General features: G+C 60.5%; 13 protein-coding genes and 1 tRNA gene. 6 read left to right on the top strand and 8 right to left on the bottom strand.

Features of this window, described 5'->3' with window-relative positions; translation table 11 throughout:
- Window positions 1-86 precede the first annotated feature (86 nt).
- The gene (locus tag J1W56_RS01770) at window positions 87-1,190 is read left to right on the top strand and encodes a GGDEF domain-containing protein (protein WP_223611459.1); all 1,104 of its coding nucleotides are present in this window, start codon (window positions 87-89) and stop codon (window positions 1,188-1,190) included.
- A 10-nt stretch (window positions 1,191-1,200) separates the two neighbouring features.
- Here the strand turns inward: J1W56_RS01770 and J1W56_RS01765 are convergent, their stop codons facing one another.
- Both J1W56_RS01765 and J1W56_RS01760 read right to left on the bottom strand, forming a co-directional pair.
- Complete coding sequence (locus J1W56_RS01765) at window positions 1,201-2,097, bottom strand: aminoglycoside phosphotransferase family protein (RefSeq protein WP_223611458.1); 897 nt, start codon at window positions 2,095-2,097, stop codon at window positions 1,201-1,203.
- A gap of 14 nt (window positions 2,098-2,111) precedes the next feature.
- Window positions 2,112-2,756, bottom strand: coding sequence for an FMN-binding negative transcriptional regulator (locus tag J1W56_RS01760; RefSeq protein WP_223611457.1), 645 nt, complete (start codon window positions 2,754-2,756; stop codon window positions 2,112-2,114).
- A 188-nt stretch (window positions 2,757-2,944) separates the two neighbouring features.
- Here J1W56_RS01760 and J1W56_RS01755 point away from each other — a divergent pair, with 188 nt between their 5' ends.
- Window positions 2,945-3,223 carry a hypothetical protein gene (locus J1W56_RS01755; protein WP_374042706.1) on the top strand — a complete coding sequence of 93 codons (279 nt, stop codon included), beginning with the start codon at window positions 2,945-2,947 and terminating at the stop codon, window positions 3,221-3,223.
- Between the two features lie 56 nt (window positions 3,224-3,279).
- On the opposite strand, the gene J1W56_RS01750 is transcribed toward J1W56_RS01755, so the two are convergent.
- Window positions 3,280-3,356, bottom strand: a tRNA-Pro gene (locus tag J1W56_RS01750).
- A gap of 257 nt (window positions 3,357-3,613) precedes the next feature.
- Here J1W56_RS01750 and J1W56_RS01745 point away from each other — a divergent pair.
- Window positions 3,614-5,848: an AGE family epimerase/isomerase gene (locus tag J1W56_RS01745; protein ID WP_223611456.1), complete on the top strand. Its 2,235-nt coding sequence runs from the start codon at window positions 3,614-3,616 to the stop codon at window positions 5,846-5,848.
- On the opposite strand, the gene J1W56_RS01740 is transcribed toward J1W56_RS01745, so the two are convergent.
- Complete coding sequence (locus J1W56_RS01740; protein WP_223611455.1) at window positions 5,845-6,483, bottom strand: TetR/AcrR family transcriptional regulator; 639 nt, start codon at window positions 6,481-6,483, stop codon at window positions 5,845-5,847. The genes J1W56_RS01745 and J1W56_RS01740 overlap by 4 nt on opposite strands.
- Window positions 6,484-6,569: 86 nt before the next feature.
- On the opposite strand from J1W56_RS01740, the gene J1W56_RS01735 reads away from it, so the two are divergent.
- Window positions 6,570-7,763 carry a serine hydrolase domain-containing protein gene (locus J1W56_RS01735; RefSeq protein ID WP_223611454.1) on the top strand — a complete coding sequence of 398 codons (1,194 nt, stop codon included), beginning with the start codon at window positions 6,570-6,572 and terminating at the stop codon, window positions 7,761-7,763.
- Between the two features lie 41 nt (window positions 7,764-7,804).
- Here the strand turns inward: J1W56_RS01735 and betB are convergent, their stop codons facing one another.
- The 4 genes from betB to betI form a co-directional block, all read right to left on the bottom strand.
- Window positions 7,805-9,268 (bottom strand): betaine-aldehyde dehydrogenase, encoded by a 1,464-nt coding sequence (betB, locus tag J1W56_RS01730; protein WP_223611453.1) that lies wholly within the window; start codon window positions 9,266-9,268, stop codon window positions 7,805-7,807.
- An 87-nt stretch (window positions 9,269-9,355) separates the two neighbouring features.
- Complete coding sequence (gene betA / locus J1W56_RS01725) at window positions 9,356-11,005, bottom strand: choline dehydrogenase (RefSeq protein ID WP_223611452.1); 1,650 nt, start codon at window positions 11,003-11,005, stop codon at window positions 9,356-9,358.
- A gap of 11 nt (window positions 11,006-11,016) precedes the next feature.
- A complete protein-coding gene (betC, locus tag J1W56_RS01720) occupies window positions 11,017-12,540 on the bottom strand; it encodes a choline-sulfatase (protein WP_223611451.1) in 1,524 nt (507 codons plus the stop codon).
- Window positions 12,537-13,130 carry a transcriptional regulator BetI gene (betI, locus tag J1W56_RS01715; RefSeq protein WP_223611450.1) on the bottom strand — a complete coding sequence of 198 codons (594 nt, stop codon included), beginning with the start codon at window positions 13,128-13,130 and terminating at the stop codon, window positions 12,537-12,539. Before betI ends, betC begins: the two co-directional genes overlap by 4 nt.
- A gap of 378 nt (window positions 13,131-13,508) precedes the next feature.
- Here betI and J1W56_RS01710 point away from each other — a divergent pair, with 378 nt between their 5' ends.
- Together J1W56_RS01710 and J1W56_RS01705 are read left to right on the top strand one after the other, a co-directional pair.
- A complete protein-coding gene (locus J1W56_RS01710) occupies window positions 13,509-14,675 on the top strand; it encodes an acetyl-CoA acetyltransferase (RefSeq protein ID WP_223611449.1) in 1,167 nt (388 codons plus the stop codon).
- A gap of 113 nt (window positions 14,676-14,788) precedes the next feature.
- On the top strand, window positions 14,789-15,499 hold the full coding sequence (locus J1W56_RS01705; protein WP_223611448.1) for a class I SAM-dependent methyltransferase: 711 nt from the start codon (window positions 14,789-14,791) through the stop codon (window positions 15,497-15,499).
- Window positions 15,500-15,586: the final 87 nt, after the last annotated feature.

Raw genomic sequence — 15,586 nt, 5'->3', positions numbered from 1 at the left:
CCAATAGTTCAATTTTTAAGGATGTCCTTCGCACGAAATTAGCCCGCAAACGCTAGTGTCGCGTGAAGTGGAATTGAGGTTGATAATTGTACGCTGAATATTTCCCTGTCTTTGCCGATCTCGTCCATCGTCTTGGGTTGGTTGCCCTGATCAGCATGGCCTATGGCTCCATTATCCGCGCTTTCAATCTGCCCTGGACGCGCGGCCTGATGGTTGGGCTTCTGTTCGGCGGTGCCGCCATCATTTCCATGCTCGACCCCGTCATCGTCGACGAGGGCATCATTGTCGACGCGCGTTCCATCCTGCTGGCGCTCAGCGCACCGTTCGGCGGCGTTGTGGCGGTGCTGGTGTCGACAGCTCTAACGATCCTGTCCCGCGTCCTGATCGGAGGGGTTGGTGTGCAGGCCGGTGTCGTCGGCATTGTCATCATCGGCCTGATCAGCCTGATCTTCACGCTGGTCTACCGGCCCCAGACCTATTCCTGGAAACATTTCCTCATTCTCGGCCTCACGGTTCCGCTCTACACGCTGAGCATCTTCATCCTGCCGTTCGAGCAGGCGCTGCCGATTTTCCAGCGCATTGCCTTGCCGATACTGACCTTGAGCGTTGCCGGAATTTTTCTCATCTCCATGTTCCTGCATCGCGAACGCCTGCGTGTCGACCGGGTAAAAACGCTGGAGGTGGACGCCCATACGGATCCGTTGACCAACCTTGCCAACCGGCGCCTGTTTGACCGGGTCGCGCGGCGCACCTTCCGCAAGGCGGCATCGACCGGCGGCGACGTCTTTTCGCTTGTCATGATCGACATCGATTCATTCAAGAGCATCAACGATCGTTGGGGCCACTCCAATGGCGATCTGGTGCTGGTGGAAATTTCCACCATCATTCGCTCGCTGGTGCGCAAATCCGATCTGGTCGCCCGCTATGGTGGGGAGGAGATAGCGATCCTGATGCCGTCCGCAGCCGCCGGCGAAGCCATGGCGATGGCCGAAGCGATCCGGCGGCGCGTCAACGAGACCTTTTTCGATCTCGGGCGCACGCGGGCCCATGTCACCGTCAGCGCCGGTGTCGCCACTTTTACAGCGCAGCATCAGTCAATGACGGAACTGATCGAGGAGGCGGACGTGGCGCTCTACCGGGCCAAGCGTCTCGGCCGAAACCGCATCGAGCTGGCGGCCATGGCTGCCTAGGGTCCGGATCCTACGCTGCCCTCAGTAGGCTGTCGATGGCGCGGCAGCGTTGCAGCGCCCAATGCATGTCGTCGAGTGCCCCGTCGACGGCGCTCTCATGGACCTGTTGCAGCCCGATGCGCAGCTGATAACATGCGAGTACGGTTTTGTCCTGGACGAGATCCGGCCGGTGAACCTCGAAGTAGCGGGCCTGCTGCTCCATGCAGTCCAGCCACGGCCGCCAGAACAGGATATTGGCGATATCGTAGAGCGGGTCACCGTACATGGCTTCCGACCAGTCGATAACACCTGTGATCCTGCGGCCATCGGTCAATACATTGTTCGAACCGAAATCCGCATGCACAAGCGCCCGCACATCGGGGCAGTGCCTGGCCAGTTCGGCACAGCGTCCGGCCATATCCGCGACCTGGTTATCGCCGGTCACGCTACCCCAGTCACAGGCTGACACGGCGGACAGGAATTCCTGCCAGCTTGCATTGCGTCCGTTTCCCGACGCATCGAACGGGCCGTAGTCGTGCGCTGAGCCAATGTCTGAGACAGCAATGGCCTGGAGGACATTGGCGACCGGTGCAAGAACTGGCGGCAGATCCTGCGGCGGCAAACCCTGCAGGGTGACACCTTCTACCATGTGCGAGATACAAAACCCGTTGCCGTCATCGAGAACGCCGTGAGCGGCAACGGCCGGAATGGGCAGCGCGGGCGCGGAAAAATGCCGGCTCGCATAGGCGTCCTTGGCAAATCCAGCAGCGGACCGGTTGATGCGCAGGACAAAGCGCTCGTTGCCCAGATTGTAACGGAAGGCACGCGAATCCTCGCCTTCCGTGATTGGAACGAGCCGGACGGTCTCGCCCGTCAGTTGCCGGAGCTTGCCTGCGGCGGCGGCCAGTGAAATGTCAGGTTTTTGCATGGCGGGGAAGGCGGTCAGGCGCCGCCGGCTTTTCCCCGTTCATGCACGATCCGCGCCATGGCCTGCGCTTCGGGGCCTTCCCTCTGCAGGCCCTCGGCAACGCCGGTCCTGTCGGCTTCAGCCCGGTTCTGGCTGACTTTCCATTTGCCTTCGATGCGCGCGATCGGGATTTCAACGCCGATAATGCCTTTCACCTGTCCGGCAATGAATGGCTCGGGCGCATCTTCCACCGCCCATGGCTGGGCGCGGCCGCCTTCCTGCGTGCGGGTGAGGCTGCCGATCTGCCGGCGCAGCCATTCCGGATCGTCCTGTATCTGCGGTGTACCCCAGGCCTGGACAACCACGTAGTTCCAGGTTGGTACAACCTTGCCGTGTTCGCGCTTGGCCGCATACCAGGACGGCGTGATATAGGTGTTGGGGCCCTGGAAAATGACCAGCGCCTCGGCACCCGCCTGCAACGCCGCCACCTGCTCGTTGGCCCTGGCCAGATGCGCGCGAAGGGTTCCGTTCGGCCCCGCATCCGCATCGAGCTCGAAGGGAATGAGGTTCGCCATCAACCCGTGTTCGCCGCTCGTCACCAGCATGGCCAGCGGATGCTTGCGGATCAATGCGTGCATCACGTCAAGGCGATCTTCACGAAACGCGGGTGGTCTGTACATGGATTGCTCCGGTCGATCTGGGGTGGTCATGGCTTCATGCCATGCATGGAACTTGGACTGGAATAATAGTGGATTGGTACGGCGGCGCAAGGCGCATGCAAGACCGTGCCGGCCCGCACGGATGAATCTGGATTTTCCCGCTTGCTATTTCCCGACGCGTCGTAAGATGATGAAGCGAGAAACAAGGAATGTCCCGAGGGCTGATGATGGACGAAGAACCCGAACTGGTTGTGTCGCGTTTGTCGAAGGAGTTCACGCGCGATGGAATCACCGTCAGCGTTGAGATTTACCGCCTTGCCGAGCAGAACGAATGGACGCTCGAAGTGGTGACCGAAGACAAGGATTCGATTGTCTGGGACGATCCGTTCGAAACGGACCAGGCTGCATTTGACGAATTTCTGCGTGCGGTCGAGGAGGAGGGGCTGGCCGGCCTGATCGATCCCGACGGCGGCGATACGCTGCACTGACATGCGCGTGACATGTCCACAGATCGGACATCGAATGGGAAAGCTGTTGAAAACACTGGTCGGAGTGAGAGGATTCGAACCTCCGACCCCGTCGTCCCGAACGACGTGCGCTACCAGGCTGCGCTACACTCCGTGACCAGCGATGCGGGGTATATACCGCCGAGTTTTTATGCCTGCAAGTCGTTTCATAAGCACTTCTTCAATTATACCCGTGCAAACATAAACCTTGTTCCGGAAATGGTTGAACCGGCCTTGTGATCGCTGCTGAAAGTCTTGTATCGGTAAAATACGGATGATGCGATGTATCGCAAAGTCTGCCGGAAGAGAGCGAATTGTATATCGGACGAGATATCGACTGAAACAATGGGGTTGCATGCAATGACATCGGGAATGAAGCGGATTATCAGCTTTGTGATGAGTGGCGGTGTTGGTTCGAGGCTCTGGCCTTTGTCGCGCGAAGACTTTCCCAAGCAGTTTCATAATCTTTCCGGTCAAGGTTCTATGCTGCTGCGCACCGTCAAGCGCATGGGCGCGCGCGGCGGCGAAATGCCTGTTCCGGTCTATCTGCTTGCCTCCGAACGGCATGCCGACCGCATCAGCCAGGATCTTTCCGGCGTCGATCTGGCGGGCGGGCGGGCGATTCTCGAACCCATGGGGCGCAACACCGCGGCCGCCGTCGTGCTGGCAACCGAGATCACGTTGCGCGAACATGGCGATGATCTGGTGCTGGTCGTGCCCTCCGACCATGAAATCACCACGGATCGCGATTTCTGGAACACCGTTGAAGCGGGCACCGATGCGGCCATGGCCGGCCGGATCGTCGTCTTCGGCATCCAGCCGGACCGGCCGGAGACGGGCTACGGCTATATCGAGGTCGGACCGCAGAACGAAAACACGCGCGACGTCATCCGTTTCGTGGAAAAGCCGAACGAGGAAACCGCGATCCAGTATCTCGAATCGAAGAACTTCCTCTGGAATTCCGGTATCTTTCTGTTCCGCGCCAGCACCATGCGCGATGCCTTCCGTGCCCATGCACCGCAGATCTGGGATGGTGCCGTCACGGCGCTCGACGAGGCGACAAGCAATGTCTCCGGCACCTACCTGCCGCACGATCTCTATGCGGAGGTGCCATCCATTTCCGTCGACTATGCCATCATGGAACATGCGCAGGACATTGCGCTGGTCCCGGCGCGCTTCCGCTGGAACGATCTCGGATCGTGGCAATCCCTGCTCGAAGTCAGCTCGAGCGACGGCAGCGGCAATGTGATTGTCGGCGATGTCGTCGCCATCGATTGCGAGAACAGTTATCTGCGCAGCAATGGCCGCCTTTTGTCCGCCATTGGCCTGCGCGATCTTGCCGTCGTGTCGACCTCGGACGCGACATTCGTGGCTCCCGTTACCGAAAGCCAGAATGTCCGCAAGATCGTCGAACAGCTGGAAAAGACGGGACGGCTTGAAACCAAGTTTACCCCGGCGCAGGACCGGCTGCCGCAGGTCGGCGCCTATGAAAAGCGTGTACGCCATTGGCTGTTCGAGGAAACGCTGCCGCTCTGGTCGACGGTCGGCGTCGACCGGCGCTATGGCGGTTTCCATGAAGCGCTGACCTTCGACGCCACCCCCATCATCAAGACCAAGCGGATGCGCACCACGGCGCGGCAGATCTATGCCTTCGCGGTGGCGCACGAAATGGGCTGGGATGGCCCGGCCCATGATCTGATCGACCACGGTATCCGCTTCATCACGGCCAATGGCCGGACGAAGCGCGGCGGCTGGGTGAAGACGTTCAACCCCGACGGTACGGTGCTTGACGGGGCAGAAGACGCCTATGACCAGTCCTTCGTGCTGCTGGCACTGGCGCATGCCCATCGGGCGGGCCATCCGCAGGCGCTTGGTCTTGCCACGGAAACCTTTGCCTTCATCGATGAGTATCTCGCCGATTCCAAATTGCGCGGTTTTCTAGAAATGCCGGGTGATACCGGTTTGCGCCGGTCCAACCCGCATATGCACCTGCTGGAATCATTCCTTGCCTGGTACGATGTGACGGGCAACCGCGATTATCTGCAGCGTGCCGCGCGGATTGTCGATCTGTTCCGGCATCACCTCTTCGATGCGGAGACATGGACGCTCGGCGAATATTTTACCGATGACTGGGAGCGGGCACCGGGCGAAAAAGGCGAATGGACGGAACCGGGGCACCATTTCGAATGGGCCTACCTCCTGTCCAATTTTGCCAAGGCATCGGGCCAGAAAGACATCATCCGCCACGCGCGCAAGCTCTATGCCTCGGCCATTGCCAACGGGCTGAACCGCACCACGGAACTCGCCTATGGCGCTGTATCCCGGCACGGCCTGCCGCTCGACACCAATTCACGCAGCTGGCCGCAGACCGAGGCAGTGAAGGCCGCTATTGCGCTGGACGGCAATGGCGGGCCGGACCTCAAGCCGGAAGTCGAGGCACGCGTGGGCCGTCTGTTCCGCTGGCATATCGAGCAGGCGCCGAAGGGCCTGTGGATCGACCTGATCGATGAAAAGGGCAGGGCGCGGGCCGAAGACGTGCCGGCCTCGATCTTCTATCATCTCGTCTGCGCCCTGACACAGTATGTGGATTACATCGGCAAGGCCTAGTCAGTTCTGACAGGCCAGGCGCACATCGCCGTTTCGGCAATTCCGGTCAATTCCTCGATGGTCGCGCCATCGCGCGCCTGCACCGACATGCCTTGAATGATGGTGCCATAAAAACGGGCGAGCTGGCGCGTATTGGTGGTCTCCGGCAGTTCGCCCGTGCCGATGCCCTTGCGGATATAGTTCTCAATCATATCCAGACTGCCGCTGCGCATGGCGGCCAGACTATCGGCGACCCCTTTCACTTCCGATGCACAGGAGAGGACCGCCGTCGAGATCATGCAACCGCCCGGACCTGCGGTGAACGATTCCGCCGCCCCGTGCAACAGCCGGCTGATTCCCGCATGGACGGTCTTTTCCCCGGCAAGCGCTGCGGGGAAATAGGCGCCGAAACTGCTGCGGTAGAGGTCGAGGACTTCCGCATAGAGCGCTTCCTTCGAACCGAAGGCCGTGTAGAGGCTGGGCGGGGTAATGCCCATCGCCGCCGTCAGGTCGTTGATCGACGTGCCCTCGTAGCCATGCTCCCAGAAAAGTTGCAGTGCTTTCTCCCGCGCCGCCTCCCGGTCAAAGCTGCGTGGACGGCCGCGCTTGCGGGCGGGTTCTTCAACGGTGCTGACAGATGGCTCATTTATTTTCATAGTGACCACTAATAAATTTGTTGACGCGAAGCAGGCTTGTGTTAATCCTTATTATATAGCGACCACTATTAAAAAGGAACAGGCCGATGAACATACCAGTTGCTACCGCCCTGACAACACTTGCCTTGACCGCTCCGGCACTGGCTACACAGGCCAGTTTCAAGGACCGGCTCGACGCCGTGATTGATCGCGCCATCGCCGATCAGACCATCGTGGGTACCGTCATCCTGGTCGCCGAGGATGGCGAGATCGTCTATCGGCGTGCTGCCGGATTTGCCGATCGCGAGGCCAGGGTTTCGATCAGGGAGAATGCCATCTTCCGCTTTGCGTCGATGACCAAGCCGATTGTCGCGGTTACTGCCCTGCGGCTGGTGGAAGAGGGGAAGCTGAAGCTCGATGATCCCGTCACGCAATATCTGCCGGATTTCCAGCCAAAACTGGCCGACGGCCGCGAACCTGTCATCACCATCCGGCAGCTGATGGACCACACGTCAGGCCTGAGCTATGGCTTCCTTCAGCCCGCCAATGGCCCCTATCGCAAGGCCAACATATCCGACGGTCTTGACCAGCCGGGGCTCTCCATCGAAGAAAATCTGCGCCGCATCGCCACGGTTCCCCTGTCGTTTGAACCCGGAACCGCCTGGGAATATTCGGTTGGCATCGACGTGTTGGGTGCAGTGCTCGCCAAGGCCACGGGCAAGACACTACCCGAGCTGGTGAGCGAAAATGTCACCGGAAAGCTGGGTCTCAAGGATACGGCATTCAGCGTGAGTGACCGGACAAGACTGGCGGTAGCCTATGGCGATGCCCAGCCGCCGGCGCGGATGGACGGACCGCATGTCGTGCCGTTTTTCGACGGCGTCGTCAGCTTTGCGCCGGACCGCATCTTCGATCCCGCTTCCTACGCGTCCGGCGGTGCGGGCATGGCCGGAACCGCCGATGATTACATCAGCTTCCTCGAAACCCTGCGCAAGGGCGGCTCGCCCCTGCTGAAGGCCGACAGCGTCAAGCTGCTGTCTGACAACCAGATTGGCGATATTGTCGTGACGGCCACGCCGCCGGGTTGGGGTTTCAGTCTCGGGTTTTCCGTTCTGAAAGATCCTGCGGCGGCGGGCTCGCCGCAATCGGCAGGCACGTGGCAATGGGGCGGGGTCTACGGCCAGTCGTGGTTTGTCGACCCTAAGCAAAAGCTCACCGTTGTCGTAATGACCAACACGGCCTATGCCGGCATGATCGGGGCATTTCCCGATGGTGTGCGCGACGCCATCTACGGCAAATGATGGACATGGCGGGACAGGCAAATGTCCCGCCATGATCAATTCTAGTAGGGGCTCTCGACCTTGCCCGTTTCCACATAGACCGACTTGATCTGGCTGTAGTGGTAAAGCGCAGCCAGACCGTTTTCACGGCCGACACCGGACTGCTTGAAGCCGCCGAACGGCATTTCAACCGGGGCGAGGTTGTAGGTGTTGATCCAGCATGTGCCGGCCTTGAGCTGGCTGATGACCCGGTGCGCACGGGACAGATCCTTGGTGAAGACACCCGCTGACAGGCCGAACTCCGTATCGTTGGCGCGGGCGACAACCTCGTCCTCGTCGTTGAAATCGAGAACAGCCATGACGGGGCCGAAAATTTCCTCCTGCGCGATGGTCATGCCATCGGTCACACCGGTGAAAATCGTCGGCTCGACATAGCAGCCGCCTTCAAAGCCCTGCATCTTCGGCACGCCGCCGCCAAAGGCGAGCGTCGCCCCCTCGGCCTTGCCCTTTTCGATATAGGCAACAACCTTGTCGCGCTGCGCCGCGTTGATCAGCGGTCCCAGATGGATCTCCGGATCGAGCGGATCGCCGAGGCGGATTGCCTTGGTGCGCGTCACCAGCCGGTCGAGGAACCTGTCCTTGATGCCCTTCTGGACAAAAACGCGGGTGCCGTTCGAGCAGACCTGCCCGGTGGAATAGAAATTGCCGAGCAGCGCACCGCCAACGGCGTTCTCCACATCCGCATCGTCGAAAATGATCAGCGGCGACTTGCCGCCGAGTTCCATTGTGGCATGTTTCATGTGCGAACCGGCCTGCGCCAGCACCTTCTTGCCGGTGGGCACCGAGCCTGTCAGCGAAACCTTGGCCACGAGCGGATGATCGACGAGCTGTGAACCGACATCGCCAAACCCCTGCACCACATTGAACAGGCCATCGGGCAGGCCGGCTTCCTTGTAGATCTCTGCCAGTGCAAGGGCGGACAACGGGGTGTTTTCCGAAGGCTTGAAGATCATGGCATTGCCTGCGGCGAGCGCCGGGGCCGACTTCCAGCCCGCACCCTGGATCGGATAGTTCCATGCGCCGATGCCGACGCAGACGCCCAGCGCCTCGCGGCGCGTATAGGCATAGGAGCCGCCAAGCTCGATCATCTCGCCGTTGAACCCGGCGATGATGCCGCCATAGAATTCCAGCGCATCGGCCGCCGATGCCGGATCGGCAACCAGCGTTTCCTGAATGGCCTTGCCGGTATCGAGCGTTTCCAACTCGGCGATCTCGGCATTGCGGGCACGCAGAAGGTCCGCCGCCCGGCGCAGGATGCGGCCGCGTTCCACCGGCTTGAGCGCCGCCCAGGCGGGCTGCGCAGCCGCCGCTGCCTGCACGGCCTGTTCGATCAGGGCCGGCGTTGCGCCAAACAGTTTTGCGATGATTTCGCCGGTCGCCGGATAGATCACATCGAGCGGCTTGCCGGCCTTGTCCTCGACGAAGCGGCCATTGATGAAATGCGATGCCTTCGGCTGCGCGCGCATGGTGTTCTCCTGGAGTTGTAATTTCAGCATAGGCTTTGTGCGTGGTTCGACAAGCTCACCGGTTGCGCAAAGTAAAATCCGATACCATCACCGGTCGCTCACTTCCCAGCGCGGATTGATCCACGGCTCCTGATTGGACCTCGGCAGGGGATCGCGGCCAAGAATATGGTCGGACGCCTTTTCGCCGGTCATGATCGAGGGACCATTCAGATTGCCGTTGGTGACGCGCGGAAAAATCGAGGAATCGGCGACACGCAGGCCCCCGACACCGATCACCCGGCATTGCGGATCGACCACGGCCATGGGATCGCTTGCCGCGCCCATCTTGCAGGTGCCGCAGGGATGGAACGCGCTTTCCGCATGTTCGCGCAGGAAGTCGTCGATGGCCTCATCGGATTGCACATGCGCGCCCGGCGAAATCTCGCGGCCGCGATAGGGATCAAGCGCTGCCTGGCCGAAAATCTCGCGGGTCAGCCGCACCGCATGGCGGAAGTCCGCCCAGTCATCCGGATGCGACATGTAGTTGAAGACGATCTTCGGCTTTTCGAATGGGTCGGACGAGCGCAGGCTCACGCTGCCGCGCGACTTCGAGCGCATCGGACCCACATGCGCCTGGAATCCGTGGCCCTTGGCTGCCGCCTTGCCGTCATAGCGGATGGCAGCTGGCAGGAAATGGTACTGGATATCAGGGTAGTCGACACCGGGTTTTGAGCGCACGAACGCGGCGGATTCAAAATGGTTGGTGGCGCCGTCGCCGGTCTTGAAGAACAGCCATTGCGCACCGATCATCGCCTTGGAGAACAGTCCGAGCTTGGAATTGAGCGTGATCGGCTTCAGGCTCTCCTGCTGGATATAGACTTCCATGTGGTCCTGCAGGTTCTGGCCGACACCGGCGCGATCGGCCACCACGGCAATGCCATGCTCTTTCAGGTGCTGTGCCGGGCCGACGCCCGATAGCATCAGGAGTTTTGGCGAATTGATCGATGATGCCGCAACGATCACCTCACGCCGCGCGCGCACGATTTCCGTCTTGCCGCGCCGGGTGATTTCCACCCCCGTCGCCCTTTGATTCTCGATGACCACACGCCGCGCGAAGCCGTTGACGAGACTCACATTCCGCCGCTTCAGCGCCGGGCGCAGATAGGCATTGGCCGTCGACCAGCGGCGGCCATTGTGAATGGTCTGCTCCATGGCACCGAAGCCTTCCTGCTTGGCGCCGTTATAATCTTCGGTGACTTCGAAACCCGCCTGCTTGCCTGCATCGACGAAGGCATGGAACAGGGGATTGTCGCGCCGTCCGCGTTGCACATGCAGCGGGCCGTTGGTGCCGCGCCATCCGGCCTCGCCGCCATGGGAATGTTCCATGCGCTTGAAATAGGGCAGCACATCCGCATAGGACCAGCCAGCCGCGCCGCTCTCCGCCCAATGGTCGAAATCATGGGCGTGGCCGCGCACATAGACCATGCCGTTGATGGAGGAGGAGCCGCCGATCACCTTGCCGCGCGGGGTCACCAGCGTGCGCCCGCCCAGGTGCGGTTCCGGCTCGGATGAGAACCCCCAGTCATAGGTGCTCATGTTCATCGGGAAGGAGAGGGCGGCGGGCATCTGGATGAATGGCCCCATATCCGTGCCGCCGAATTCGATGACGATGACCGAATGCCTGCCGTCCTCCGACAGGCGGTAGGCCATGGCGGAACCGGCCGAACCCGAACCGATGATGACGAAATCTGCTTCCATAGATGGCCCCATTATTCGCCGCGCGGAAAGCGCGCGTTTTCTTCCAGAACATTCAGATTCATGTGATTGCGCATGTAGCGCTCCGAGGCCTTCTGCAGCGGCTGGTAATCCCAGGGATAATAGGAGCCGTTGCGCAGCGCCTCATAGACCACCCAGCGCCGCGCCTGGCTCTCACGCACGGCGGCGTCATAGGCCGCCATGTCCCAGCGCGCCCTGGCGGCAGCCGTGAACTGGGCAAGCAGCGCGGCATGGGCAGGATCACCGGCAAGATTGGTCAACTCCTGCGGATCCGATTCAAGATCAAACAGTTGCGGCGGATCGATCTCGCAATGCACGAACTTGTACTGGCCGTCGCGCATGCAGACGAGCGGGGCATTGGAACCTTCCGCCGCATATTCCATCAGCACCGGGCCCTGCCGCTTGCCGCCAGCGATGACGCTGGTCAGATCTTCGCCATCGGTCCATGGTTTGACAGCTGCAATGTCGATACCGGCAAACGCCGCAAGGGTCGGGTTGATATCGAGCGTCGACACCGGCTGGGTGACCAACTGCGGCGCGATGCCCTTGCCTGCAATCATCAGCGGCACGCGGGCCGAGCCCTCGAAAAAGTTCATCTTGAACCACAGGCCACGCTCGCCCAGCATATCGCCATGGTCCGACGTGAAGACAATGATCGTGTTGTCGAGCATCCGCGTTGCCCGCAGCACCTCCAGAATTTCGCCGACCTTGTCATCGACATAGGAAATATTGGCGAGATAACCCTGACGCGCCCTGCGGACGTTTTCGGGGGTAATATCAAATTGCGTGTAGTCGCAGGCCCGCATCAGGCGCTGCGCATGCGGGTCCTGTGCTTCAAACGGGATGGCGGCAACGGCAGGTTCAAGTGCAGGTGAATTGTCGTAGAGATCCCAGTATTTGCGGCGGGCTACATAGGGATCATGCGGATGGGTAAAGGAGACGGTGAGGCACCACGGGCGGCCCGCCGCATCGTCTGACGTGCGCGACAGCTGATAGAGCTTTTGTGTGGCATGAAACGCCACCTCGTCGTCATACTCCATCTGGTTGCTGGTTTCGGCGACGCCAGCGCCGGTGACGGAACCAAGATTATGATACCACCAGTCGATGCGCTCGCCCGGCTTGCGGTAATCGGGCGTCCAGCCGAAATCGGCGGGATAGATATCCGTGGTCAGGCGTTCTTCAAGACCGTGCAACTGGTCAGGTCCGACAAAGTGCATCTTGCCGGAAAGCCCAGTGTAATAGCCTGCGCGGCGCAGATGATGCGCATAGGTCGGAATATCCGAGGCGAATTCGGCGGCATTGTCATAGACGCGGGTGCGGGAGGGCAATTGTCCCGACATGAACGAAGCACGAGCCGGGGCGCAGAGCGGCGATGCGGTATAGGTATTGGCAAAACGGGCTGAACGATCCGCCAGAGCGCGCAGATGCGGGGCATGGATGAAATCGGCCGGGCCGTCCGGAAACAGGGTTCCGTTCAGCTGATCGACCATCAGGATGAGGATATTCGGCCTTGTCATAGGGATGCTCCGGCGGCGGCTAATTTCGTCGTCACGTAATCTTCCACGAGCACGATTGCGGAGGCTGCCTCAGGCGCGCCATTGCGCAGCGCATGGCGGATATAAAGCCCATCGATCATCGCGCCGGTACCCTCGGCGATCTGCAGGGCGGTGGCGCGGTCGGTCATGCTGCTCAGCGCAAAGACGAGGTTGGAATGCATGCGGCGGGCGTAGACACGCAACAGGCGGCGGGTCTCGATCGACTGCTGGGCGTGCACGTAAAAGGTCAGCCATGCGGCCACGGTCTGCGGTGCAAATTGCGAGGCGGAGAAGTTGACGGCGATGATGGCTGCAATGCGTTCCGCCGGCGTGTGGGCTGTCGCCAGTGCTGCCAGAAGATCCTGCCCGAGTTCTTTCAGCAGATGGCGCATGGTGGCGAGGATCAGCTGTTCCTTGCCGCCGAAATAATGGTGCGCCAGCGCTGGCGAAACACCCGCTTCGTGGGCGATCTCCGCGACAGTCACGTCAAGCGAACCGCGTTGGCCGATGGTGCGGATGGCCGCATCAATCAACTCCCGCTTGCGCAGTGGTTCCATTCCGACTTTGGGCATGCTGAAAAACCTCGTTCGGAGAAATTATTATTCTTGATTGACTGGCCAATCAATAAAAATTGCGACGTTTTGGAGCGGTATTTGACGGGAGGGGCTTTGGATTGGCGCACCCGCACCGCTTTCTCCGTCATCGTCAGTCCTCGGGTTTAACCCGAGGACTGACGATGACGGAAAGGAAGATGCTTTGTGAAAATAATCGTAAAACTGTTATACGTGGTTCACCCACCAGCAAGCAATAAACGACTCTCCAGACAACCCTTTTCAGCACGATAATTGCCAAACCACAGGCTCCGGTATTGCACTGCAACAAAGCCCTTTACCTTGAAACGATGCGGGTTCATGGTTACCTCAACAAGAATGACATTTTGGAGGAATGACATGACAGCCTGTATCGTTGGATGGTCGCATCTGCCTTTCGGAAAACTGGAAGGCGAGAGCGTGGAAAGCCTGATCGTCAAGGCGGCCGTCGCTGCGCTCGATCATGCAGGCATCGGCCCGCAGGATGTCGACGAGATTGTCCTCGGCCACTTCAATGCCGGGTTCTCGCCGCAGGATTTTACCGCCAGCCTCGTCCTGCAGGCCAGCGATGCCTTCCGCTTCAAGCCCGCCACCCGGGTGGAAAATGCCTGCGCCACCGGTTCGGCGGCCGTGCACCAGGGCATCAAGACCATTCGCGCCGGCGCTGCCCGTGTTGTACTGGTGGTGGGTGTCGAGAAGATGACATCGACGCCGGGACCCGAAATCGGCAAGAACCTTCTCAAAGCCTCCTACCTGCCGGAAGAGGGCGATATCCCCGCCGGTTTTGCCGGGGTGTTCGGCCAGATCGCGGCGGCCTATTTCCAGAAATATGGCGACCAGTCCGATGCGCTGGCGACAATCGCCGCGAAGAACCACAAGAACGGTGTGGGCAATCCCTATGCGCAGATGCGCAAGGATCTGGGCTATGAATTCTGCCGGCATGAAAGCGAGAAGAACCCCTTCGTTGCCGGTCCGTTGAAGCGGACCGACTGCTCGCTGGTGTCGGACGGCGCAGCGGCACTGGTTCTCACCGACACGCAGACCGCGCTGAAGATGAAGCGCGCCGTGGCCTTCCGTGGCGCTGCCCATGTGCAGGATTTCCTGCCGATCTCCAAGCGCGACATCCTGCTGTTCGAAGGCTGCGCCGAAGGTTGGAAGCGCGCCCTCGATCAGGCCGGTGTCACCATCGACGATCTGTCTTTTGTCGAAACCCATGATTGCTTCACCATCGCCGAACTCATCGAATATGAGGCGATGGGTCTGGCCAAGCCGGGCGAGGGTGCCAAGGTTGCCCTGGAAGGCCAGACGGCCATGGGCGGGCGCCTGCCGGTCAATCCATCCGGCGGTCTCAAGGCCAAGGGTCATCCGATCGGCGCCAGCGGCGTCTCCATGCATGTGCTCTCGTCCATGCAACTGACGGGCGAAGCCGGCGGCATTCAGGTGCCGGATGCCAAGCTTGCCGGCATTTTCAACATGGGCGGCGCTGCCGTCGCCAACTATGTGTCGATCCTCGAACGCATCAAATAAACCGTCCAATAGCGTTCTTTTCGAATCCGGGGCTTCAAGTCCCGGATTCGCCGTGTCAAAAGCATCCGGCAAATCCATGAATTGAATCATCTTTTCCGGCAGAGGAAAAAGACATGTCGAACGGATGGAAGGAATCGGCATCCGCCTGGATTGCCGAACAGGCGGAAGATGGTGACTACGGCCGCGTTTATGTTCTCGACAAGCCGATGCTGGAACGCGTCAGTGGCCGCGGCTTTAAAAACGCGCTCGATGTCGGCTGCGGCGAAGGCCGCTTCTGCCGCATCCTCAAGGGCCTTGGAATCAAGCCGGTCGGTATTGACCCGACCGAGGAATTGCTGGCGCAGGCGCAGGCCCGGGACCCCGAAGGAGACTATCGTTTCGGGTATGCGGAGGCGCTGGAATTTCCGGATGCTTCCTTCGATCTGGTCGTAAGCTACCTCTCGCTCATCGATATTCCCTATCTGCGCAAGGCCATCACTGAGATGGTCAGGGTGCTGGCGCCGGGTGGGACCCTGCTGATTGCCAATCTCAACAGTTTCAATACGGCGGGACAACCGGGGGGCTGGCAGCCCGATATCAACGGCGATCCGCGTTTCTACGTGGATCATTATCTTGAGGAGCGTGTAGACTGGGTGGAGTGGCGCGGCATCCGCATCCAGAACTGGCATCGGCCGCTGAGCACCTACATGTCGCTTCTCCTTGGCCATGGTCTCACCCTGCGCCATTTTGCCGAACCGGCACCCTATGGCGGCGATCCCGACAAGGCCGATCGCTATCGCCGCGTGCCCTATTTCCTTGTCATGGAGTGGCAGAAGGGCGGCTGAGCGCAATTGTGCGGTTTTCGCCATTGGAAAGGCAAACGGGGCATCCTATAAGACCATCAATTCCGGCGGACGCCGGTCGATTTCCCG

This window comes from Phyllobacterium calauticae (genome assembly GCF_019991125.1).
Classification (GTDB): Bacteria; Pseudomonadota; Alphaproteobacteria; order Rhizobiales; family Rhizobiaceae; genus Phyllobacterium; species Phyllobacterium calauticae.
This window is presented reverse-complemented; position numbering and strand designations above follow the sequence as displayed.

Excerpts from the sequence above, each read along its gene's own strand:
- J1W56_RS01755 (WP_374042706.1), top strand. The coding sequence starts at position 2,945 with ATGTCCCGAGGGCTGATGATGGACGAAGAACCCGAACTGGTTGTGTCG.
- J1W56_RS01745 (WP_223611456.1), top strand. The coding sequence starts at position 3,614 with ATGAAGCGGATTATCAGCTTTGTGATGAGTGGCGGTGTTGGTTCGAGG.
- J1W56_RS01705 (WP_223611448.1), top strand. The coding sequence starts at position 14,789 with ATGTCGAACGGATGGAAGGAATCGGCATCCGCCTGGATTGCCGAACAG.
- J1W56_RS01735 (WP_223611454.1), top strand. The coding sequence starts at position 6,570 with ATGAACATACCAGTTGCTACCGCCCTGACAACACTTGCCTTGACCGCT.
- J1W56_RS01760 (WP_223611457.1), bottom strand. The coding sequence starts at position 2,756 with ATGTACAGACCACCCGCGTTTCGTGAAGATCGCCTTGACGTGATGCAC.
- betB (WP_223611453.1), bottom strand. The coding sequence starts at position 9,268 with ATGCGCGCGCAGCCGAAGGCATCGCATTTCATCAATGGCCGCTTCGTC.
- betI (WP_223611450.1), bottom strand. The coding sequence starts at position 13,130 with ATGCCCAAAGTCGGAATGGAACCACTGCGCAAGCGGGAGTTGATTGAT.
- J1W56_RS01765 (WP_223611458.1), bottom strand. The coding sequence starts at position 2,097 with ATGCAAAAACCTGACATTTCACTGGCCGCCGCCGCAGGCAAGCTCCGG.
- betC (WP_223611451.1), bottom strand. The coding sequence starts at position 12,540 with ATGACAAGGCCGAATATCCTCATCCTGATGGTCGATCAGCTGAACGGA.
- betA (WP_223611452.1), bottom strand. The coding sequence starts at position 11,005 with ATGGAAGCAGATTTCGTCATCATCGGTTCGGGTTCGGCCGGTTCCGCC.
- J1W56_RS01740 (WP_223611455.1), bottom strand. The coding sequence starts at position 6,483 with ATGAAAATAAATGAGCCATCTGTCAGCACCGTTGAAGAACCCGCCCGC.
- J1W56_RS01710 (WP_223611449.1), top strand. The coding sequence starts at position 13,509 with ATGACAGCCTGTATCGTTGGATGGTCGCATCTGCCTTTCGGAAAACTG.